This window comes from Bacillus cytotoxicus NVH 391-98 (assembly GCF_000017425.1).
GTDB classification, from domain to species: domain Bacteria; phylum Bacillota; class Bacilli; order Bacillales; family Bacillaceae_G; genus Bacillus_A; species Bacillus_A cytotoxicus.
Genome location: NC_009674.1, coordinates 3,246,809 through 3,272,176 on the forward strand (window position 1 = coordinate 3,246,809; position 25,368 = coordinate 3,272,176).

Consider the following 25,368-nt stretch of genomic DNA (forward strand, 5'->3'; position numbering starts at 1 on the left):
ATAAAACTGCTATCATTCCAGGTGACTTTGTATTCTAGAATATAAATAATGAATAGCAACATAGGTACTATTCTATATACGCTATGTCGCTATCCAATCACAATATTTGATCCTTATTGAATTATGTTTCCAAATAACATGACTAAGTCATGATTGAGCTGTTTCATATTTTTACTTTTTTCAGAATCCTGTACAGTTTCATCTAGATGAAGTGGAACTAATTTATGCACATCTCTTTCAACTAGATTACTCTTTTGGTGTAACTCCGTATTAGAAAGTGCTTCTTTATATATGTTTTCATCTTCGAACGTAACTTTGTACATTTTATTTTCGAATGGATATGTTGGTAACGGTATTCGGTTCTCATTTCCTTCAAAAAATGCAACTGAATTATAGTTCACACCTAACGTATAAAGTTTAGCCATACACAAAAGAAGCTCATGTACCGAATCAGAAACTTTGCCTATATCCATTGATATTAATCTTCCTTGCAAATCACTCTTACTTATTCCGCATTGAATCACAACATCATTCTTATCTACATATTCGGCAATATCCTTTGTCGTTATCGTATACTGCATATCTGTCATACATAAAGATTTTAAAATATCCGTATGCTCTTTATGGATAATTCCCATCGGAGTTATAATCGTATATTTATATTCTGTATCGTTTCTATTTTGCAAAATTTCACTTGTTAGATTTTTATTCCCTTTAATAAATTGGATTGCCGCTTCTACCGTAATGATTCCTGTGCACGCAGCCCCAACAAGAATCCCAATTCCTTCACACACGAAACTTTTAGGCTGTATTCCAGAATGCAACAACAATTTTCCAATCGCATATTGACACGAAAAACTTTGTATTTGTCGATAAGAAGTACTATTTTCATTCTCTTCCGTTTCAAACACATCTAAACACTTTTTATACGCTGCGTGAAAAATAGAAAATGTATCATTCAATTGCTTTATATGTGCTTTATCCAAGCATAATGTACCATCAAATAGAAAATGAGTTGTCATTCGTTTATTTGGATTTGAACGACCTTTTATCACTTCAGAGCGTTCTCTTCCCATTTCAATCGCTTCTAAAACGGAATAAAGATGTTCCTTCGATTTAATCACCGTTGCTACTTTGCACGATAACTCTTTTTGCGAACTATTCATAGAATAACAAACTTCGGGAACACAAAGATCTGGATTCTGCTTTATATGTTCTTTTAAACGCATTGCAACGTTTTGGATTACCTTCTCTGTTCTTCCAGTAAGCAGCAATAAAGAAGGCCTTTTCATTTCAGGTACAGAATGATTCACTTTTCTTTGCAAAATTGGTGCCTCTTCAAGGATAACGTGAGCATTTGTCCCACCAAACCCAAAAGCATTTACACCCGCTCGTAGCGGATGATTTTGTTTCTCGTCACCCCAAATTTGAGGTTGTTTCGCTACTACATAAAACGGTGAATGTTGAAAATCTAAATTTGGATTTGGCGTATCATAATTGACTGTATGCGGAATCACTTTATGTTTCATCGCAAGCGCTACTTTAACAAGGCTAACAATCCCTGCTGCTGAAAGCATATGACCGATAGATGATTTGACAGATCCAATCCCACAAAAACCTTCTTTATCTGTAAAAGTACGAAAAGCGCGAGTCATCCCCTCTACTTCAATTGGATCTCCTAATGGTGTTGCCGTTCCATGCGTCTCAATATATGAGACTGTTTCTGGATGAACATTCGCATTCAAATATGCGCTTCGAATCACTTCTGCCTGTCCTTGAGGTCTCGGTGCTGTAATGCCTTGAGAACGTCCATCGTTATTAATAGCCGATCCTTTAATAACAGCAAATATATGATCCCCATCTTCCATTGCCTGCTCTAATGATTTCAGAAGAACTGCCCCTGCTCCTTCCGATAAAACCATACCATTTGCCCTTGCATCAAAAGGATAACAGTTTCCATTGGATGATAAGGCTGTCACTCTACTCAAACTAACAAATGGCGTAGGTGATAAGTTTAAATTCACACCTCCTGCTATCGCCATATTCGTTTCACCTTGTCGTATACTTTGACATGCATGATGAAGAGCAACAAGAGAAGACGAACAAGCGGTATTTACAATCATGCTTGGTCCCGTTAAATTTAAACAATGGCTAACCCTTGCAGCGACCTCATTCAATCCATTTCCTGCAATTGCATCTGCCACTAGTTGTCCAGGCTCTAATATACGTACCATCTGTTTAAGAAGATTTTGGCGATCTGACAGAGGAAGATGTGCAAAAGTGTTCTCTTTCTCTAATACATCTTTCATCATCATGTAATAACGATATCCAATAAAGTGCTCCATATACGTATTCTGTTCGCATCCGACAAACACACCGATCTGATTTGTTCGATGCTTTCCACCATAACCCGCTTGTTGCAAAGCTTCCCAAGCAACTTGCATAAAGATTCTTTGTTGTGGATCAGTTGCTTCCGCTTCTTTCGGGGACATGCCGAAGAATAACGGATCAAAGTCATATGGTCTCTCAATAAACCCACCGTGTTTAGAGTAAGTTTTATGCAATATCCCTTGATCTGAACTATAATGATATTCTTTTCTCCAACGATCCTCTGGAACCTCTTGAATCATACATTCCCCTTCTCGTAATATCTTCCAGTATTCTTCTAAATTATTTGCCCCAGGTATTCGAACACTCATACCAATAATTGCGATATCTTTTACCGATTCTTCATCTTTACCTATCTTTTCTTTCTGCCTCACTTCTACCTTTTCTTGACGATTTACTGCATACGTTTTTTCAATATATTCAGCTAGTGCTTCTGGGGTTTGATATTCAAATAATAAAGTAGGATATAATTCTGTATTTAATTGTTTTCCAATTTCCGCAATCACTTTCGTAGCTTTTAATGAATCAATCGATAACTCCAAGAAATTCTTTGTAACTTCAAGACTTTCAGCATCACAATTTATTTCTGCCGCAATTACTTGATACACAATTTCTTTTATTTCTTTTGCAGTTTTATAGCGAACAGGATGTGCAGGCTCATTGGAAGGAGATAATACGACCACCTTTTCTGCTACATTGTTTGCTACACAATCTTCCTGCCGATCGAGAATATGAACAACACTTTTCCCCTCATATTGCAGCACTTCAAAAAATGCTTGCGTTCCGCCTTCTGATGAAAGCGGATTTAGTTTTTGCGCTTTTACTGCAAGAGCAGATAAATCCCCAAACATTTCTGACAACCCTTTATCAGCCCATAAAGAATAATTTATAGATAACGAACGACCAGGTGCACCAGTATTCTTTCTATACTGACTATAACCATTTAAAAAAGCATTCGCTGCTGCATAGTCCCCTAAATTTGCCGCCCATATCTTTTTAGATGCTGAAATAGAAGATAGTGTTACAAAAAATTTCAATGGTTCTTGTCTTGTTACCATATCGGCTATGATTGTGCCCTGTACCTTTGAAGACATCACTTGCTGGATGTCGTTTAAATCTTTACTTAAAAGTTTACCTGCAGAATGATGAATAGTTCCCGCAGCATGTACAACACCATGTATAGAACCATACAGTTGCTTAACAGCTTGTATCATTTCTTTCATTTTTTGTTCATTTGTAACATCTACTGCAAAGTATTCAACTTTCGCTCCTTGATTTTCTAAATCTTGTATTACATTTATTTTACTTACTACTTTCGAACTCAAATTTCCCTTCTTCCACTCTTCTCTAGAAGGCAGTTGCTCTCTTCCTGTTAAAACCAAATTCACTTTTGCTTTTTTAAAAAAAGCGCGTGCAATCTCTCCACCAATATGCCCCGTTCCTCCAGTAATGACATATGTTTCATTATCTTGTATTGTAATTTCCTGTTTCTTACTAGGCACAATTCTTTCTAGTTTTCGAACAAAGCGTTTACCACCTCGAATCGCAACAATCGCTTCTTCCTGTCTACCCATACTTAATTCGCGTACAATGAGTTCTGCTAATTCTGCAAATTTATTCTCATATGCCCTGTTGTCTACATCCAATATACAACTGCTAAATTCACTATTTTCTTGATCAATTACCTGCCCAATTACCGCAGATATAGATTGCTGCGGTTTTTGAATTTCCTCATCCTGTAACACGGCAAAGGCTCTATCTGTAACAACTATAAATTCTACATTCTTATATGCTTTTATCTTTAAAGCTTTTGCCATCAATATAATGCTATAAGATGTTTGAAATAACGCACTTTCATCTTGAAGAAATAATGTTGGAGTTACACTTTCTTTTGTACCATTCCATAAATGAATAATAGAGATACTATCCCCTTGTATATGCTGTAACATCATCATATAATCTTCGATGCTTTCAGGACGAATTGTAAAACGTGTATCTCCATCATAGTGAAATTCATTACCAGGAATGACCACATAAACCGAAGTATTAATCTGCTCCAAAATACCACATACTTCTTTTCCTACCTGTTGTTCATCGTCGAAAACAAGAATAGAGCCTCGTTTGTCATTTTCTATATAAAGAGGTGTTTCCATCTCCCATTTCCATTCATAAAGCCAGTCCATAAAACGAAGTTCTTCTCCAAAATCCGGTTTAAAAATCTTGTGTTCAAATGGATAAGATGGCAATATAACCCGTTCATTCCCATAATCCTTCATAAATGTTTTCCAGTCTATATTTACACCTAGCGTGTACAATTTACTCACTGCATTGACATATACATCCCAATTTTCTTTTTTTCGTTCAATCATCGAAATAAGACATTTGTCTTTATAAGAAATAAGGCCGTTTGCCATACTGGTCAATACTTTATCAGGACCTGCTTCCACAAAAATATTAATTCCTTTATCAAGGACATATTTCATACTTTGCTCAAATTTCACAGTTCCAAGAATATGCTCTAGCCAATATTCCGGATGAATTGGTTGGCTTATATACTCCGCTGTAACATTAGAAACAATAGGAATTTTCGGTTTATTAAATGTAATTGCACTTAATTCCTTTTTAAATGGCGCTAGCATCGTTTCCATGAGCGGTGTATGAAATGCCTGTGAAACTTTTAATTTTTTAAATACAATCCCTTTCTTCTCAAGCAAACTTAAAAACTTCTCCATCGCTTCCGCTTGTCCTGAAATGACTTGATGCGTAATATTATAGCCAGCAAACCATAAAGAATCTTTAAATGGTTCTAGCAACGGTTCAATTGTAGCGATTGAACTAAATATAGCTGTCATTGCGCCAGTTGTTTGAATTTCATTCATCAACTCCCCTCTAATCGCTACAAGCCTTGCTGCATCTTGCAACGTAATCATTTCTGATAAACAAGCAGCCACCCACTCACCTACACTATGACCTAACATACACGCAGGCTTCACACCTAAATCTAAAAGTAATTTTCCAAGAGCATAATCGATTGTAAATACAACTGGTTGCGTAATATGAGTTTGAGCAAGTAGAGACTCATTTGCTTCTACATATAATAAGTCCACAATACTTTGATTTAAAATAGGATAAAATGCTTCCGAACAATCATCTACATATTTTTTAAACCGTGGAACAAGTTTATATAACTGTCTCGCCATTCCTGCATACTGTGAACCTTGACCAGTAAACATGAGCGCAACTTTAGGAGATGCTTGCACCATCGTATTGTCTAATGAACTATTTTTCAATTTCTCTATTAAATCATCTATTGAACTTGCGATTACAGAATAACGATGCTTCAAAGGTGTCCTTGTTACATTTTCTGTATAACATACGTCCCCTAAAGAATATTCGTAAGAGTCTTCTAAACACGCAATAAGGTTTGTCACTTTTTGTTGTAATGCAGATTCACTATGAGCAGATAAACATAATACATGTTTTGGAAGCTCTATCGCTTGATTTACTTTCACTTCTTTTGTTTCTGATGCTTCCTCTACAATTAAATGACAATTTGTTCCACCAAATCCAAACGAGTTAATTGCAGCTCTTCTCGGAACCCCTTTTTCCTTACTCCATTCTTTCGGCTCATCTAATAAATAAAATGGCGTTTGTTCTAATTTAATCATCGGATTTGGAGTAAAGATATTTATATTCGGTGGCATTTTGCGATACAGTAGTGACATAATCACTTTTATGAAACTTCCAATTCCTGCTGCTCCTAGCAAATGTCCGATATTTGCTTTTACAGAGCCGATTGCAATGGATTGTTGGCCTACATTCCATTTACGAAATGCAGTATCAATCGCACGCACTTCACTCGGATCACCAACCCGTGTCCCTGTACCATGTGCCTCAACATATTGAATTGTTTGAGGACTGATTTCATTTTCCACATACAACGACTCAATAACTTCTCTTTGTCCATCTGGATTTGGCGCCATAACTCCAATAGAACGACCATCGTTATTAATCGTACTCGCTTTTATAGTCGCTAATACTTTATCTCCATCTGCCTTTGCTTTCTTTAAAGTCTTTAACATAACAAGACCCGCTCCCTCACCAGGAACAAATCCGTCCGCTTGTTCATCAAACACCATGGAACGCCCGCTGGAAGATAATGCTCCTGCATGGCTAAAAAATATATATGGAGCTGGCGTTAACAATAAATTAATACCACCAGCAATCGCAACTTCACATTCCCCTCTTTTTAACGACTCATATGCCATATGAAGAGTGACTAATGATGAAGAACACGCTGTATCAACAACCATACTTGGACCTTTAAAGTTAAATTCTTGCGATGTACGTGCTGCAATCATATTTAAAATGTTATCTACTAAAATATTAGGATGCGCTGCCATGATTCCAAATTTCTTTTTCCACTCATTCATAATAGCTTCTTGTTGCACTTTCGGAAGAGCCTTAAAACTATCGAACGTTTGTAAGTTTTGACGATTTAACGTACTTAAATGGTATTCATAGTAAGAATTCATACCTGCTCCAATAAAAAGCCCCACTTTTTCTCCATCAACCATCTGCGTCGTATAACCAGCTCTTTCTATCAATTCATATGTGAGTTCAAGAATCATACGTTGCTGCGGGTCCATAATAGCTGCCTCTTCTTCTGATATGTTAAATAAACTCGCATCAAATGCATACGGATTTTGAATAAAGGCCCCTTTACGGCAATACGTCTTTCCAAATTGAGGAATTTGATTATAATAATCCTTTACGCTCCATCGATCAGATGGTATTTCTTTAATGCTGCATTTCCCCTGAACAAGGTTTTCCCAAAAAGCTTCTGGAGTTGAAGCATCCGGAAAACGACACGATAGAGCAATAACAGCAATATCACCTTCATATTCTTCTGACATTTTCCGAGAAGAAACCTTTACCTTTCCACTCTCAATCCCTTCATTCCCTTGTACAACTTTCACAATATACTCATCCATTTCATTCACTGTACGACAATTGATTAAAATATCATGGCTGAGAGTTAATGATAATTCATCTTCAAGATAGCCTAGTATTTGAATAGCTTTAATAGATGTACCACCTAATGATAAGAATGATTCATTATACGGCGTATGCTCCAAAGGAATCTCTAAAACTTCCGACCATATTTCTCGAATTTTCTCTGCATACTTACCAAACTCCATAGTCTTTTGTTTCTCTTTCTTTTCTTGTTTTTCTACTATATTTTCATCTTGTAATCCGACACTTAAATCCGTTCTACTAAGCACTTTCCCTTCGTATTTATTGTTTTTAAATGCGTCAATTAATACGAAACGTTGTACTTTACCGCTGGTCGTTTTCGGTATAGAAGGCGTTAAAACTACGTAGTCAATCGGGATTCCGATCAGTTCATTCACACGACTAACAATTTTAGAATATATTTTGTTCGTGTCTTTTTGTTTAATAGGAAGACTCGAAAAAAGAGCCACTTTATCTTTCTCTTCTTTTTCATCGTGCCAGCCGCAAATTGCAATGCGACCAGGTTTAACCCCTTCTATCTTTTCAATTATTCCCTCTATATCATGAGCGTAAAAATTTTGACCATTCACAAAAATAATATCTTTAATTCGTCCTACTATTGTAAGTCTATCATTCAGTAGAAAACCCGTGTCCCCCGTCTTTAACCATCCATCCTGGATTGATTCTTTTGTAACACGATCATTATATATATACCCATCTGTTACATTTTCACCATATATTTGCACTTCGCCCACTATTCCTTCTGGGACAACATTTCCAACTTCATCCACAATACGAATTTTCATTCCTGCTACAGGAGAACCTTCTTCAACTAACAACATCGCTTGCCGATCTGTTTCTAGACATTTCTCTACCCTCGATTCTGAAACTAGCGTTTTACGGTTTATACAATTCACGAAAGGTTCATCATTCCACTTTGGAAAACTGACAGCTAAACAAGCTTCCGCCATCCCATAAACTGGAAACATTGCTTCTTTTCTTAAATGACATTGTTTCAATTTACTCATAAATTCACGCATTAACGAAACGGAAATAGGCTCTGCTCCATTAAAAATTAATCGCAAAGATCGTAAATCCCACTTCTTAAACTGCTCTTCCTTTGCTCTACTTAACAGTAAACGATATCCAAAATTAGGAGAACCAGTGAGTGTAATACGATGTTTTGTTATATAATCCAGCCATAAATTTGGTCTTTTGACGAATTTCATCGGACTCATATTAAACTGATGAATCCCTTTTGCTGTTGGTACTAAATGAAAACCAATTAACCCCATATCATGATGATAAGGCATCCAACTAAACGATTTATCTTCATGATTGAGATGAATTCCTGCTATCATTGCCTCTATATTTGTTAATAAATTTCGATGCGTTAAAATAACACCTTTCGGTACACTCGTACTTCCCGAGCTAAATTGAATAAAGGCAGGTGTATCAGAAGGTGCAAGATTGATTTCTCCTCCTTCATTCGCACTATACAATGTTGATATCGAAAGAAATTCCATTCCTTTTACCGCTAGAAGCGATTCAATCTTTTCATGATGATTCACGACATGATCATCCGATAAAATAACCGGTTTCTCTAATAAATTCCATACAACAAATAATTTATCCAAAATCGAATTTTTCATCTTCAGCGAAGTCGGATAAACAAGTGGTACAGGTATAATCCCTCCGAGTATACATGCCCAAAATGATATAATAAAATCACGACTATCTTCCAATACCAGCATGACATGTTGTCCTTGCTGAATCCCTTTTTTCTGCAATCCACCAAGGCATCGTACCGCACGATTTAAGAGAGATTCATAGGATAAAAAATCCTCAACTCCATCGTTTTGAATAAAGGTAATTCCACTATCTTTTCTTTCATCTGCTGCTTCCATTAACAATCGCCCAATATTTTCTTTTTTATATAATTCCCCTTCGATATTTTTTCCAATTGCTATAGATAACTTACAATTCTTCTCCCTTTTAACTCGCTTCATTATGATTCGCTCCTTCTGATCAACCATTTTTATTTATATAGAACTCAAAAATCTTTCATAAATATATGACTGTTTGTATCTTTCTTCATCGTAACCACCCAAATAAGAAGCACTATAAAAAGCAATAAACATAAACTAAATATATGCTCGTTCCCAAGCACTCTCATAATAACCGCTGAAAGAAACGGTCCAATTGTAGAACCTAAACCATATGTGATATTAAATAGAGCTGTCCCCGATGGCAACTCCCGTTCATTCAAACGTTGAATAGATAAAGCCCACGTTAATGGATATAAAGGCCCTATCGCAAACCCTGCAAGAAATGAAAATATTAATTTACTCACTAAATCATCGTAAACAAGAATTCCTAACACAACAAAAATTGCAATAAACAGACAAATCGCCAAACATTTTCCCCTTCCTATTTTGTCTGCGACATATGTGATTGGAATTGCACCAATAATACCTCCAACTACAAAAACACCTAATGCATATCCTATTTCAGAGAGGTTAAAGCTTTGGGATAACAAAAACATTGGATATAAAGTAATCAATGTCGTTTCAGAAAAACCATAAGTAAACGCTCCCAATAACGGTAATTTAATTCTTGACATCACCTTTTCTTCTGGATAAGCTGCTAGTAAAAAGAAACCCTTCAGCTTGCTATAGATGAGCAACGCTCCCATCCCTAAGGACATGCTACCAATTAGAAACGGCAACCATGCTTTATATTGATACATAATCGGCCCAAAAACTGAGCTAACAACCAATCCCATAGCAAAAGAGAATGTATACAATCCACTAACCGCTGCACGAATATCTTCTTTTGTTACTTTTTGCAAACCTGTTTGTATACCAACTAGATTGAAGCTAATCCCCATCCCCATAATGGACATCAATAGAAACCATAGAAACACACTTGTTACAAAAGGAAATAAAACTGATCCTACACTGGCACATAATAACCCTATCACTATCGTAAAGTGAATGTCTTTCCCTCGCATCTTACGGTCTAAATAAAGCGAACCAAGAGCAATGAATAGAAAAAAAGAAGAGGACACTGCTCCAACCCCTATATTCCCTATATGATGGTGTACCATATGTGTAGTAGCAAGGGGAGAAATCATCCCCATGGCTACACCTATAAACAAAGCTATCCCATAAATCAACCATTTTTTCTCATCGAAAAACCTACTATATTTCTCTCTCATTTTGAGTATTCCCCTTTTATTTCAAATAAGTTCCTCTCTCACACCGTATACTCATAAACTTTGAGATTATTTATTCAATATCGCTTTAAGCATTGGAATTTGTTCCGATCCAAACCAATACATATCTTGTTTCCCATAAACTCGAATGGATTCTCCCGTAATACAATCTGATTGTGCAGATGCTAAGAACTTTACTGTTTCAGCAACCTGTTCAGGCGGTATCGCTTTATTTTTAAATGCTTTCGGTGCCATATCTGTATTCACTAAAGATGGACAAACCGCATTCACCTGAATATTATATGGCTTCATTTCTTCCGCTAACGATTTCGTTAATCCTAGGACACCATGTTTCGAAGCTGCATATGCACTCATAAACGGATAACCAATAAAGGAGGAATCAGATCCTATATTAATGATTTTCCCGCATTTTTGTTCTATTAAATATGGGATAGTTGCTCTGCACATATGGTACGTTCCAAAAACATTGACCCGAATAATTTCTTTCCACTCTTCAGATGTAACATCTGTTACACTTCCTACTTTTGTAATACCAGCATTATTTACAACAATATCTATTTTTCCAAATTGCTTACTAACCGTCTTTACAATATGTTGAACATCATTCCATTCACCAATATCTCCCGGGATAACAAGCGGTTCTATACCCAGCTTCCGAATTTCACATGCTGTTTCATCAAGCTGATGCTCCGTTCGAGATACAATTGCAACACTTGCACCTTCCTGAGCCATTGAAATAGCAATAGCTCGCCCAATTCCTCTTCCACCACCTGTAACAATCGCCACTTTATCTGCTAATAACCTTATTTCCCCAGAAGAATTACTCATAACCATAGGTGTTTGGTTTACCTTCGTTCCCGTATCTATCGTTGCTAGCATCATATCTAGCTGTTTCATATATTCTTCACCAAGTTTTCGAATCGTAGAAGAATGATACAAATTTTTCGAATATTCAATACAAACTTGTAATTTTCCTTCCACAATAGAAAAGAAAAATTCAATCATAGATATTCTTTTTTGCCCCGGCATTGAAAAGCGACGATCCATATTCTCTTTAGAAAATTCGAACACTTTAAAATCTGGCATATCCCGGTTTCCTAAATAGTTTGCTCGGATTGGTGTCAATTTCGTATCCGGATACATATAGGAAGGTAAATAAGGCGCAACGAGGTCATAACTAATTCCTCCCATTGGAACTTCATTCATATTATTTTTTATATTGTGGACAACTTCTAACCAAGTATCCTCTTTATTAATAGTTATACTTAGCGGATAATTGATAGCAAAATTACCAGGTGTATCAAAAAATATTTGTTGGTTTTCAACGTTTCTACCATGTGTCCGGTGACTTACAACAACTTTTGATTGATTATACAAACTGCTAAGCATTTTATATAATGGTGCAAGCAACATAGAATAAACGTTACTTTTAAAATAATCTTTTGCTTTTCCTAATAAGATAGCTGTCGCTGATTTCTCTATCAAAAAACTTTCCATACAAGTCGATTGTTCATCGTTTGTCCCTAAATTCAAATCTGCCGGAATATAAAAGGAATGTTCATGCATTGGGAATTGTCCTTTCCAATACTCCACATACTCTACAAGGTTCTCTTTCTTTTTCTCTTCTACTAATAAAACAAATTCTTTGTATGACTTTACAGTAGGCAGTTTCACTTCTTCATTACTTGATAAAAGTTGCCCATAAATTTGCCACATTTCTTTAAACAACAATTGATTCGTAATCACATCAGAAATTAAATGATGGCCAACTACCGTTATATCGTATATAGATTTAGACACTTTCATAATAATGACTCGTAATAACGGCCATTCTCCGATCTCAAATGTTTGAATGACTTCATCAATCAAATTTTTGAGAGATCGCTCTCGTTCATTCTCATCCATTTGTGTTCCGTCATATGTTTCTGCACTTATCGATATACCTTGCGGAAGTATACGTTGAACCCATCCACCATTCTCTTTCGTCACGACGCTTCGTAAAGCATCGTGACGGTTTACCAATATATTGAGTGCTTTGTTAAAAGTAGTAATATCAATATCTTGTTTATATAAAAACCTCGTATACCCCGTCCAGCGATACGGATGTTCAAAATAGTTCATCAACCACTGTTGTGCGGGACTTAACGGTATAACGTCATCTTTAGTAACAATTGCTGTTTCCGTCACAACAGAACTTACATCTTGTCGCATCTCCTTTTTCTTTGTTTGTAAGATACTTAACATCACTTTTCGGTCGAGTTTCCCATTATGATTTTTAGGCAAGCTTGATAAAAATTCTATACGATGAGGAATCATATAATAAGGGAGTTTTTGACCGATAAATCGTTTTAACTCTTGCTCCTCTAAACAATTTCCCACCACACAAGCAATGAGTTGTTTATGTTCCTCTGGACTATCCAGCGTCACCACTCCAACTTCTTTTACACTCGAATGACTGTGGATTACCGCTTCTATCTCTCCTAACTCTACTCGAAACCCTCTAACTTTCACTTGGTTATCAATGCGCCCATGATATTCTAAATTCCCATCAGGTCGCATTTTCACTAGGTCTCCAGTACGATATAAATAATCACCAGGAATTTCCGAAAACAAATTCATTTTAAATGCTTCTTTTGTTTTTGATGGGTTATTTAAATATCCTTTTGCCAATTGTATCCCACCAATCCAAAGTTCACCAATTATGCCTTTTGGAACTTCTCTCATATCCTCATCTAATATTTTGACGTGTACATTATTTAAAGGCTTTCCAATTAAAATACTATTTTCACTACCGTCCAAAATCTGATTGCCCTCAATAATATGGTATGTCACATCTATTGACGCTTCCGTTGGCCCATATAGATTCGCTAAGCCTGTACTTTCCCCGTATGTTTGCAGCCATTTTTTAATAACGGAAGCTGGTAATGCTTCACCGCTGAAAATGAGCCAGCGTAAATTAGGGAAATGATATGCTTTATCTTCAATAGAATGGATAAATTCTCCAAATAATGATGGTACAAAATGCATAACACTAATTCGCGTTTCTATAATCCATCTTGCCAAACGCCATGGATTTCTTACAACATCTTTATGAACAGGGCAAACTGTCCCACCAAACATAAGCGGCCAAAATAATTCCCAAATCGAAACATCAAAGCAGCATGATGTTTTTTGCGCAACTCTTTCCCCTAACTTCAACTTAAATATATCTTGATGCCAATTTAACCGATTCATGTAGCCACGATGTTGTAATACGACCCCTTTCGGATGACCTGTAGATCCCGAAGTATATAAAACTGTCATTATATCATCCGGATGATTGATACGCTCAATTTCTTGATGAGAATAACTCATCCATGTTTCTTTCTCTATTTGTTGTAAAGACATTTGTACATCTGTTTCCCAAGGATCTATATAAACAACTATATCCATCAACGTCTGTTTCTGTAGCAATTGAGAGATTTGTGTTTTGAAAGCTTGCTCACTTAACAAGATCTCGACCTTTGCATGGTTTAAAATATAATGGATGCGATTTAACGGATAAGATGGATCAAGCGGTACATATGCAGCACCAGATTTTAAAATCCCTAACATTCCAATTAACATATATGGACCAGGATTCGTCATGATTCCAATTAAGTCTCCCCGCTTGACTCCTTTCTCTCTTAAACAATGGGCCAAACGGTTCGATAGATGATCAAGCTCAGAATACGTAACTTTCTCGTCACCATACTCAATAGCAATAGCTTGTGGTGTTTGTTTACATTGTTCCATAATATGAAAATATGGAACTTCTACACTTTCTACAAGCTGACGCCCCTTTTTTTCACTAATGATTGAAACCATTTCACGTATCGTTCTGCATCCAAATATCTTTTCTTGATCACAATTTCCAAATTCTTTCTCTATCCGAGTGATGACACGAATTCGTTGTAAAGAATCCATTCCAAACACCACATCTAAATCTTTATCCATATCTCCTAACAAAATAGGTCTTGCACATACTTCTTCGACAATGTTACAAACTGCCCCCTTCACCTCAGCATCTTCATTTATAATGATCGGTTGCCGTATATTTTGATGAATGGATTGCGCATATGCAACAAGATCCTTTATGTTATAAATAAAAGCATCTATATATTCTCTTATAAATGATTCATTAAAAAAATCACCGTCGTAATTAGAAGTAATCATAATTTTCCCATGGAATAATTCCATTACATTATCAATTGCCCTGTAATTTGTACATGTATAAGCCTCATAATCATATACTTCCAAACCGCCATAGTTTTTCTTGAGATTCGTATTTCCTATAAAAGAAAAGTAAAGATTTGATTTCAACGTTGAACGAACAAACTGAGCCACTGTATCAGATAACTTTCCGTCCTGCAATTGAATATATTCCTTCGCTTCTTTGGCAGCTTTATGCGTTTGTGCTCGATCAATTCCCGATGTAACGTTTCGTTTCATTTCTGTATCTATTTTGTTGACAAATGTTTTCCAATCTGTATGTGTATAATCAAATGTCAATGCTAAATTTTGTGCAAATGCTCCTAGTACTCCCGTCGCATCAACGTTCGGGTATACTTTTCCACTTGTAGGTATATTCAAAATCAAATTCTTATTTTCCACGTCATATTGCTTAACCGTTTTTATATACGCGCTCAGCAATAAGGTAAACAGCGATGTTTCTAGCAATTTTGCACAAGTCATTAAAGAAGTTGTTAACTCTTCATCTAACCAAAATTTTTGCGTTTTCGTTGTTACTCCAGCAAACGGTTTTGTCATTGCTTCTTTACCAACTTGATACGGATTGAAAAAGTATTGCTCTCTCCCTTGATGGTTCAAAAATTGTTCAAGACGTTTTTGCTCTATTTCATCTACCCACTCATTCATTTGCGATACGATACGATTGTATTCAGATGCCGAAATAGATTCTGTTAAGCCACTAGGCGTGTGATGCACTTTAGCGCTATATAATTCTAATAGTTCTCTTATTATTTGTTGGTTTCCTATTCCATCTGAGATTGTATGATTGATTGAGAGGACTATTTCATATTCTTCATCTCTTGTTCGAATCACTTCAACGAAATGTAATGGCCATTGAAAAATATTAATCTTTTTATTTAGTGAGGTTTCAAAATGATGTTTGATTGCTTTCTTTTGCATGTCAACAGCAAGATGTCTGAGGTCTAATACTGGGATTTCAGGAAGTTCGATTTCTTTCACAATATTTAAACAGTACTCTTTAAAACTTTCTGCACCTTGTTGTACCTGAAATACAGATTGCAATATTGGATGACGCCCTACTAATTCCTGCCAAGCTTGCTTTAAAAGATTTGTATCCAAGCTTCCTTTGACCTTTACCCCTGAAGAAATGGTAATCGTTGAGACAGCAAAGTAAGATATTAAAAATGGGTATTGCGCATGTATCATTTCAAGTGTGTCCACCTTTTCCGAGTTAGTATACCCAGAATTATGATTCAAAGGAACAGAAGTTGATAACTCACCTTTCCATTTGGTAAAAATACATGCGATATCGCCAATTGTTTGTAAATTCATAAGGAATTGTACCGGATGTTTCTCTGTGAAATCTTGTAGTTGTCCTTGTGGAATCAATTTCATCAATTCATTCATTAACGTAATCATTTTAATAGAATCTATTCCTAAATCACTTTCAAGATATAAACCCACATTTAGGTCAGCAACATTGTGTCCTGTTACATTCGATATAACCGAGAAAATAGAAGCAATCGTTTGCTCATCATATATGTTCGGTTCATCTATTTTTTTATGTTTATCATCGCTATCATTTATTTCTATTACAGAACTTATACTGCTGGACAAACCATTCGTTGCATGCTGTTCTGCTTTCCACTTCACCATAATATCTATAATGTCATGAATGGTTTGTAACGACATTAGCACTTGAATTGGATTTTTAGACATAAAATCCTCTACTTGTTCTTGTGGAATCAACTTAATTAGCTCATTCATTAATGTAATCATTTTAATAGAATCTAATCCTAAATCGCTTTCAAGATACATATCGGTATCTAAATCTTCTACACGATGCCCTGTTACATTTGCTATTAATTTATAAACCGACATTTTATCTTTCTCACTCAATCGATATACAGTCATATAAAACTCCTCCAGTTCTTCTATTTATGAATCTTTTCATATCTATACGAGTTGAAACAAATGTAGCAAATATAATATTTATATCAAAGCAAAACAACGTGCATTTTTCTTCTATCTCCTCCTTTCAAAGCCTTAGAAAATCTATGGATTTTTCTAAACAAAACGTGAAATTTCTTTATTCTTCACAAATGACACCTTTTATCGTTTTATATATTTATAACGTTATATAAAATTATCGATATATTCACAAAATTATATGAACAATGCTTGTACTTATCATTTCGCCTCTCCCTTACCAATCCCGATTTATACGAGTAATATCTCCTTCGTCTTAAAATTTATGAACTCTTTACAATCTTAAGACGAAGGGAGTCTTACTATGCGTACACATAGTACATACTATTTATCATTCTTAAACGGCCACCAGTTCGCCTCTCCAAATACTTTCACCATAACAGGAACAAATAACGGCAAAAACAATAATGCATATAACATTAAGCCAGTTAAAACAATCGTTGCAATCTGTAATAAAGATAGTACACCTGATGGAATCATCGCTGCAAATGTTCCACCTAAAATAATCGCTGCTGAAACAATTACGGTTCCCATCTTTTTCATCGCAAGTACAATTGCCTCTTCAGGTTTCATATCTCGATGTTCATTAAAACGAGACATAAGGAAGATGCTATAATCCACTCCTAATGCAACTAATATAACAAATGAAAAAAATGGAACAACCCAGTTAATTCCGCTATAACCTAGAAGATGAACAAACACAACTTCCGAAACGGCCATAGACGTATAATACGTAATCACAAGTGATAAAATGAGATATAATGGCATAATAATCGAACGAAGTAAGATTAGAAGAATAAATCCAACTCCCGCTAACATAAGCAAGACTGTTCGATTATAATCTTCATTTGATATATTTCTAAGATCAGCTTGCGAACTCGATACGCCACCAATTCCTAATTTCGCATTCTCAAGGGGGGAGTCTTTTACAGCTCTCTTAACAGCTGATTCGATTTCTACAATTTGATTCATCGCATCTAATGAGTATGGATTGTATTTAAATATGACATCGAACGTTACAGTTTTTTTATCGGATGACATATATGTTTCAAATACTTCTTGAAAATCGTTACTCTTTAACACTTCATTCGGTATAAACCATCCTGCCATCTGGTTATCTGGTGCTTGTGAAAGTGCCGTAAAATATTCCCCTGCATTTTGTATCCCGCCAGAAACTTGATTTAATCCATTTACCCCCTCTTTTAAACCAGAGGATAAATCTTGTAATTGCCCAGAGAAACTCGAGAAACCAGATTGGATCTGTTTCTGACCATCTTTTAATTTTTCAAGCCCTGTACTAAATTGTGGTAATTGTTGTATTATTTTTTTCTGGCCATCTGTCACTTGATTCATCCCACGTTCAAGCTCACCTAAACTAGAAATAACCTTTTCGAGTCCATTCGTAAGTTGCTGTTGTCCTTCCTTTACTTTTCCTAATGCCGCATTTGCCTCTTTCACTCCTGCTGTTGCTTTATTAAGTTCCTTATTTAAAACTTGCATGCCTGCTGTCAGTTGCCCAACACCTTTATTCGATTCTTGAATCATCTTTCTTGCGATTTGGAACTGTTGATCTTGAGATAGTTGTGAATATCTACTTTCAACCTCAGCAAATTTTTGATCCGCACCTTGTAACGTTCCTGAAAATTTACCAAACTGCGCTCCTACCTCTTCATACTTACTAGCGAGAATCGATAAGCCCTCCTCAACTCGTTTATAATTTTCATGCAACAGTTGGCTTCCTTCCAATAACTTCTCTACATTTTTCTTTATTTCAACAACCCCATTCTTTACATCACCGGTTCCTTTTACTCCTTTTGTCATTCCCTGTTCCAACAGATTTAAATTGGTACTTAATTCACCGATACCACCTTTTAATTTCTCTGTTCCATTAATAAGGTCTGTAACCCCGCTTGCTGCCTCTTCCACTTTCGGTTTCGAATTCAAAATAGATGTACTCGCATCCTTCAATCCACCAGCAACTTTTTGAATACCTTCATTTCCTTTTTGGAGTCCTTCATCTACTATCTTCACTTGATTTTTCACATATAATTCTGAAATTTCTTCCCCGACCGGTCGAGTCGCACTACGCAAATAATCTACCCCACTCACTTTACTCACTTCTCGACTTACCTTTTCAAACAACGGAAGATACTTTTCATTATCCATCGGTTCATCATTTTTTAGTACAATTGTCGAGGAAAGCACTTTCCCTGGGCTAAAGCTATCAGAGATTACTTGAAATCCTTTTACGGAATCGTACTTTTCACCAATTTCATCCATATCATTAAATGATAACTTTCCATCGTAGAAAAAAAGAAATGGCGCGATACAAACACTTAAAAATACAATCGTTAAAAATGGACGCTTTAAGGACACTCTGCCAAAAAATTCCCACATTTTACTTTCCTTATGTTCTAGAGAGCCTTTCTGTGGCCAAAATAATTTTTGATTTAATACCGCCATAAAGAACGGCACAATGGTAAACAAAGCGATTAATAAAATAGCTACCCCAACTGCGACAGCAAGAGCAGATTGATATAACTTAAATTGAGAAAAACCGATTGTTGCAAAACCAATCATAACCGCTATACCACTATATAAAACGGTCTTTCCAGCTGTTTTATATGTCTTTACAATAGCATCTGCTACATGATCTGAAGTTGTAAGTTCCTCTTTATAACGACTTAACAGTAAAATACAATAATCCGTTCCAATTCCGAATAAAACGACAACTAAAAAGATTTGCGTAAATGTCGATAAAGGAAAGTCAATCCAGTCAATTAAAAATGCAACAATCGATTGCGATCCTAAATAGCTTAAACCAACGGTAATAAGCGGAATAAATGGGGCAACGATTGAACGAAAGACAAGGATTAAAACAACAAGAATAAATATAACCGTAATCCCTTCTGTCTTCTTTAACCCTTCTTCAGAACTCTTCAATACGTCGTCAGTGATGACCCAAGCTCCTGTATAATAATACTTCACCTTCACCCCCTGTAAAGCTTTATCTAATCCCTTTTTCACAGCATCCACAGATAACCCCTTATCCCGAAACGAAAGGGACACTAATACAGTCTTCTCATCCTTGGATAGCATTTCACTTTTCAGCTTACTATTATCAAAATAATGTAATATTTTAGAGATCCCCAACTCTTCTTTTTTCTTTTCTATGTTCGCAACAGCCTTCCGCATACTATCTTCATCTTCACCCGTTATTTTCTTATTCTTATAAAAAACGAGTGCAATTTGATGGTTTTCATCTTTACTTTTTTGCAAAGACAAATCTGCTGCTGTCTTCGATAAAGAACCATCTGGAAGTTTGAACTGTCCTTTTTCTCGTACAAGATCCATCATATTAGGAGCAGTAGAAAGTAACACCGCGAGCGCAATGATCCATCCGATTAGGATGAACCATTTCCCTTTTATAATCGCTTGCACACTCTTCCCTCCATTCAAAAATTGTTTATTCACTACTACCTCGATTCATATTTGAAATGGGTCGTGTAAAAGCATGATTACCGTGAGATGACAACTTCTGAAACAGGACGACGCGGACTCGGTAATCCTTGTAACGTCGGATAACCTAAACGAAATTGAATCACACTTTGCCAATTTGGGTCATTTATAATCCCATTTAATTTCTTACCGATTTTAGTTTCTATCCCTAAAGAAATTTCCCTATCACGGCGCTCTGACAATTGATTTAATACTTGCAACGCAAGACCTTTTGCCGTACCAAAAAGGTGGATTCTTTGCCATAATTGTCCCGCTTTAATTACTTGCTCATAATTGTTCAAATCGCGCACTGCAATAAAGCCAAAAGCTGCTGCTGTAGGAAGCTGTTTCTCCTTCACTGTTTTTAACCAAAATGCATTATTCTGTTCTACTGAAAGAGGAGGCAACATTTTGGCAACTACCCTCATAAATGGAGATAATCCTTGTGCATCTAAAGTGATACCATCTTTATGTGCTTCAATCGCATCCCAAGTTTGTCTCATCCACTTCGCATCATCATTTACTTGATCTTGATCTGCAATAAAAGCTTCTGTAGCCTCAAACATCGCTTCACTAATCATTTTCTTATCTGACGACGAATCAAATAAAAATAGTTTCACTTCTTCTTTTTCCTCGTTTAATTTGTGTAAAGATTGTAGCATATGTTTCGATACAGTTCGCTCCGTGTCATACGGAGCCCGATTCATATGCCTTTTCGGAATGGCATCATATAGTTCTGAACGAACAGTTTTTCCTTCTGAAAGATTGACCTTTGCTATATGATTTTTCTGTGAGGAATCAGGGAAATATTCAATTTCAGAAGAATACCCTTTGGCTGCGGCAGCGATAACTAAATTTTCAAGAGAACATCCTAAACTAGCATGCATTTCTCTCAAAAATGGATCGGCTGTACCGATATTTCTAGCTTTATCCGCAAAAATATGAATATATGTATCTCCAATATCAAAGCACCATGGCTGTGTATTATGTGAATTTGCAGCTAACGTTGCCGCACGCACAATTTCTTCCATCCCTTGAGCACTTGTATTCCAAGCTGAATAAGCGAGGCCTTCCCCCGAATTAAAAACCCCTGCATCAATTGCTCTCCAAAACCCACCAGCTGCTAAAAGCCCTCCTACGACAGCAGATCCCTTTAAAAAATTCCGTCTGCTAACCAACTTTATCGCCTCCATTTCATCACCTCAATCGTTATGATTTGCAATGGATTGTTCAAGAAAATAAAACATCTCCGCAATAAACTCCTTCGCTTCGACCCCATGTTCAAGCAGATAACTTTCCTTACTTAAGGCTAAATTGGACATCCCAATAATATTCGCATAGAGAACAAACGCTGTTTTCGTCACATCAATATCCGCTCGAACACTGGAATCCTTGATACCTTCTTGAAGAAGATTTACTAAATAATGAAATGTTTTTTCACCCTCTAAATCGCTCATAACTTTAAATTCATCATCCGCAGGTAACTCACTCATCGCTCCGTTATACAACACAATCATCTCAAAGTACTTCGGATGAAGTTGGATAAAACGCACATATGCCTTTCCTAATAACTTAAGCTTCATAATTCCATTTAAATCTTCCCGTTCATCTAAAGTATCACTAACAATTCTATTTAAAGCTTGATACGCTCTATAAATGATTCCATGAAGCAATTGCTCCTTACTTTGAAAATACGAATATAGAGTTCTTTTACTGTACTCCGCTACGTTTGCAATTTCATCCATCGTTGCACCTTCATAGCCTTTGGCAAAAAAAACCGCCTCTGCCGCTTTCAGAATATCCTCCCTACGAATCTTTTTTTCCCTCTCTTTTCTTTCTATAATTCCCATGTATCCTCCTTACGTAAAACTTTAAGTTATTTAAAGTACACTATTAGTTTATTTACCAAAATCATACAAAAATACAAATTATTTTTCAAGTATTTTCCATAATAATTGCATATTTTTAACTTTTAAGCATTTAAATTGTATTCTAATTACATTTAGATCGTAAAATATATACAAAATATTTATCCTTTTAAAATAACTTTATTATTTTAGATTTATTGAAATATGTGTTAGGAAAACTTTTGCATTTATGGTAGAGTAGAAAACTTGAACAAATTTCTTTAGGCTATCCAAAACATCAGTGAAACCTATTTTTTGGGGACACAACCCTTCATGGTAGTTCTCTACATGAGTTACAAAATCGACATTCTTTTCTTGACCATTCTCGGCTTAAGTGATGTAGGTTCTGTAATCAAACCGAAAGATTATGATAAAGTCGATGCTGATGATTATGTGATGCATGAGGATGGAGAAAAAACTTATTTTCTTATCAAATCAAAATCAGATGAATATTGCTTTACAAACAAAGGATGAATTCATTTAGATAGGACGAATGCTACAAGTAAAAAGCGTACGTTAAAACGATTTAGTTACAGCAAATATCCAATTAAAAACGTAATGCTTGAAACTGCTGGTACAATCGATTTAGATGTAGAAATTAAATTTCATATGGGGGATGAATATTACTCCATTGATGTTCATAAAAAACATATTTATTAATTAAAATGTTCATATAAAACATTTCTCAAAATGACGTTACCTTACAATACGCTCATAACGGTTTAAATATGGCTTCTCATACGTTTAGTCGTATTACAAACGCACAATTAAATTTAGCAGAACAATTTAAAAAAAATAAATCAAATTGCATTCAATTGGCTTGTCGATACAAAAAAAACAATACAACATAAAAGACTATGGCTTTATCTTTGAAAAATTTATCAATAATTAATCTACAAACAAAAAACCTTGTTATCAATGATAACAAGGTTTTTTATAGCGTCCCAGGAGAGATTCGAACTCCCGACCGACGGCTTAGAAGGCCGTTGCTCTATCCAGCTGAGCTACTGGGACATGGAGCGGGTGAAGAGAATCGAACTCTCGACCAGAGCTTGGAAGGCTCTTGTTTTACCACTAAACTACACCCGCATATTTTATTTTTTTGCTGACGTCTTATCGACAATGTTTATTATATTTGTACGTAAAGATAAAGTCAATACTTTTTTTCAAAGAGGATAAGAATTTTTTATCCTCTTTGAAACGTTACTTGTTCAACAACTTGTCCTTCTAAAGTTTTAAACTGAACTTCTATCTCTTGTTCATTTATTTGCAGCAACGCAAATGTTTTTTCTTTACGAGTCCGCGGCAGTAAAATGCTACCCGGATTAATAAATAACATATCCTTATAAATTTCTGCCCCTAAAACGTGCGAATGTCCAAAGCAAATAACGTTAGCTGCTACTTCTTCTGCATAGTAGGCCAATGTTTGTAATGTCATTTTCACATTATGACGATGACCATGCACAATTAAAAAGCGAACGCCTTTCACATCCATAACAATCTCATTCTCAAAATCATTATGAAAATCGCAATTTCCTTTTACAATTTGAAATCCTTGAATATCTTGATGCTCTGAAGTTAATTCAGAGTCACCGCAATGAATCATCACATCAACTTTTCCTTCATACATTTCTTTTAGTTGCTGTAATTCTTTTACTGAACCATGACTATCACTTACAATTAAAGCCTTCATCAGTCTCTCTCCCTTACTCCTCTAAAAACCATTCCGGGATTTTTTCTTCTAGCTTGCGAAGTGCACGTCCGCGATGACTAATGGTGTTTTTCTCATCTGAATTGAGCTCAGCCATCGCCTTTTTATATTCCTCTACATAAAAAATGGGATCGTATCCGAAGCCATTGTGACCACGGCGCTGTTCTAAAATTTTCCCTTCGCACGTTCCATTTACAATGACCGGTTCTTTATCGTCTTCAGGGAAAGCAACCGCTAATGCACAGTAAAAACGTGCTGTGCGCTTTTCAAGCGAAACGCCTTCTAATTCGCTTAATACTTTATCAATATTCGCTTGATCATCTTTTGGTTCACCTGCATAGCGTGCAGAGCGTACGCCAGGCTTTCCATGTAAAGCATCCACAATTAAACCGGAATCATCCGCAATGACAATTGAGTTTAATTGCTTACAAAGACTATCCGCTTTTAAAATTGCATTTTCTTCAAACGTTTCACCAGTTTCCTCTACTTCTTCAATATGAGGGAAATCATGAAGAGATTTTACTTCTAAATCAAATCTCTCAAATAGCTCAGCAAATTCGCGCACTTTCCCCATATTTTTCGTTGCAATTACAACCTGTTTCATACTTCCACCCCTATTCAATATGAGATACGATATCACCTAATGCTTCTTTTTGTTTCTCAATAAGCTGTAAAATTCCATGTTCTGCAGCATCAAGTAATTCATTTAATTGAGCGCGGCTAAATGTCGCTTCTTCGCCAGTCCCTTGCACTTCAACAAAATGTCCTTTTCCTGTCATAATTACATTCATATCAACATCTGCTTTCGAATCTTCTGCGTAATTCAAATCCAGAACAACGCCTTGTTCTTCCAAAATTCCAACTGATGTCGCAGCTAAATAATCTTTCACTGGAATTTTCGTCACTTTTTCTGCTTGTAATAACTTTTCAAATGCCAATACCATTGCGACATATGCGCCCGTAATTGATGCTGTTCGCGTTCCACCATCTGCTTGAATCACATCACAATCAATCCACACTGTTCTTTCTCCAAGCACTTCTAAATCAACAACCGCTCGCAGCGCGCGTCCAATAAGACGTTGAATTTCCATTGTACGGCCTGTTACTTTCCCTTTACTAGACTCACGAATGGTACGCTGTTCCGTTGCACGTGGAATCATCGCATATTCCGCTGTTACCCAGCCTTTTCCTTCACCGCGCATAAATGGAGGTACTCGTTCTTCAACCGTCGCCGAACAAATCACCTTCGTATCTCCAACTTCAATTAACACAGAACCTTCTGGATGTTTTAAATAATTTGTATGAATATGTACATGGCGTAATTCTCTTACTTCTCTACCATCTACTCGCATAAAATAACCCCCTCATAACTACTATTTGTTAGTATAGCC

Annotated in this window: 9 protein-coding genes, 2 tRNA genes and 1 pseudogene; 1 reads left to right on the forward strand and 11 read right to left on the reverse strand. The window is 36.0% G+C overall.

Annotated elements, in window-relative coordinates; translation table 11 throughout:
- Positions 1 to 113: 113 nt before the first annotated feature.
- The 6 genes from BCER98_RS16110 to BCER98_RS16135 form a co-directional block, all read right to left on the reverse strand.
- On the reverse strand, positions 114 to 9,413 hold the full coding sequence (locus tag BCER98_RS16110) for a type I polyketide synthase (protein ID WP_012095652.1): 9,300 nt from the start codon (positions 9,411 to 9,413) through the stop codon (positions 114 to 116).
- A gap of 44 nt (positions 9,414 to 9,457) precedes the next feature.
- Positions 9,458 to 10,624 (reverse strand): MFS transporter, encoded by a 1,167-nt coding sequence (locus BCER98_RS16115; protein WP_012095653.1) that lies wholly within the window; start codon positions 10,622 to 10,624, stop codon positions 9,458 to 9,460.
- A gap of 66 nt (positions 10,625 to 10,690) precedes the next feature.
- Positions 10,691 to 16,786, reverse strand: a complete 6,096-nt coding sequence (locus tag BCER98_RS16120) for a non-ribosomal peptide synthetase (RefSeq protein WP_012095655.1) — start codon at positions 16,784 to 16,786, stop codon at positions 10,691 to 10,693.
- A 399-nt stretch (positions 16,787 to 17,185) separates the two neighbouring features.
- On the reverse strand, positions 17,186 to 20,302 hold the full coding sequence (locus tag BCER98_RS16125) for an MMPL family transporter (protein ID WP_041810054.1): 3,117 nt from the start codon (positions 20,300 to 20,302) through the stop codon (positions 17,186 to 17,188).
- Between the two features lie 77 nt (positions 20,303 to 20,379).
- A complete protein-coding gene (locus BCER98_RS20465) occupies positions 20,380 to 21,552 on the reverse strand; it encodes an Acg family FMN-binding oxidoreductase (RefSeq protein WP_012095659.1) in 1,173 nt (390 codons plus the stop codon).
- A gap of 9 nt (positions 21,553 to 21,561) precedes the next feature.
- A complete protein-coding gene (locus BCER98_RS16135; protein ID WP_012095660.1) occupies positions 21,562 to 22,209 on the reverse strand; it encodes a TetR/AcrR family transcriptional regulator in 648 nt (215 codons plus the stop codon).
- Positions 22,210 to 22,554: 345 nt separating this feature from the next.
- Between BCER98_RS16135 and BCER98_RS16140 the strand changes: the two are divergent.
- Positions 22,555 to 23,158, forward strand: a pseudogene (locus BCER98_RS16140) (PH domain-containing protein).
- Between the two features lie 48 nt (positions 23,159 to 23,206).
- Here BCER98_RS16140 and BCER98_RS16145 read toward each other — a convergent pair.
- The 5 genes from BCER98_RS16145 to rph form a co-directional block, all read right to left on the reverse strand.
- Positions 23,207 to 23,280: transfer RNA gene (locus BCER98_RS16145), tRNA-Arg, on the reverse strand.
- Position 23,281: 1 nt separating this feature from the next.
- Positions 23,282 to 23,355 (reverse strand) — tRNA-Gly (locus tag BCER98_RS16150).
- Between the two features lie 97 nt (positions 23,356 to 23,452).
- Positions 23,453 to 23,959: a metallophosphoesterase family protein gene (locus BCER98_RS16155; RefSeq protein ID WP_012095661.1), complete on the reverse strand. Its 507-nt coding sequence runs from the start codon at positions 23,957 to 23,959 to the stop codon at positions 23,453 to 23,455.
- Positions 23,960 to 23,972: 13 nt separating this feature from the next.
- Positions 23,973 to 24,581 carry an XTP/dITP diphosphatase gene (locus BCER98_RS16160; protein ID WP_012095662.1) on the reverse strand — a complete coding sequence of 203 codons (609 nt, stop codon included), beginning with the start codon at positions 24,579 to 24,581 and terminating at the stop codon, positions 23,973 to 23,975.
- A gap of 10 nt (positions 24,582 to 24,591) precedes the next feature.
- A complete protein-coding gene (rph, locus tag BCER98_RS16165; protein ID WP_012095663.1) occupies positions 24,592 to 25,329 on the reverse strand; it encodes a ribonuclease PH in 738 nt (245 codons plus the stop codon).
- Positions 25,330 to 25,368: the final 39 nt, after the last annotated feature.

Excerpts from the sequence above, each read along its gene's own strand:
- BCER98_RS16110 (WP_012095652.1), bottom strand. The coding sequence starts at position 9,413 with ATGAAGCGAGTTAAAAGGGAGAAGAATTGTAAGTTATCTATAGCAATT.
- BCER98_RS16115 (WP_012095653.1), bottom strand. The coding sequence starts at position 10,624 with ATGAGAGAGAAATATAGTAGGTTTTTCGATGAGAAAAAATGGTTGATT.
- BCER98_RS16120 (WP_012095655.1), bottom strand. The coding sequence starts at position 16,786 with ATGACTGTATATCGATTGAGTGAGAAAGATAAAATGTCGGTTTATAAA.
- BCER98_RS20465 (WP_012095659.1), bottom strand. The coding sequence starts at position 21,552 with ATGGAGGCGATAAAGTTGGTTAGCAGACGGAATTTTTTAAAGGGATCT.
- BCER98_RS16135 (WP_012095660.1), bottom strand. The coding sequence starts at position 22,209 with ATGGGAATTATAGAAAGAAAAGAGAGGGAAAAAAAGATTCGTAGGGAG.
- BCER98_RS16155 (WP_012095661.1), bottom strand. The coding sequence starts at position 23,959 with ATGAAGGCTTTAATTGTAAGTGATAGTCATGGTTCAGTAAAAGAATTA.
- BCER98_RS16160 (WP_012095662.1), bottom strand. The coding sequence starts at position 24,581 with ATGAAACAGGTTGTAATTGCAACGAAAAATATGGGGAAAGTGCGCGAA.
- rph (WP_012095663.1), bottom strand. The coding sequence starts at position 25,329 with ATGCGAGTAGATGGTAGAGAAGTAAGAGAATTACGCCATGTACATATT.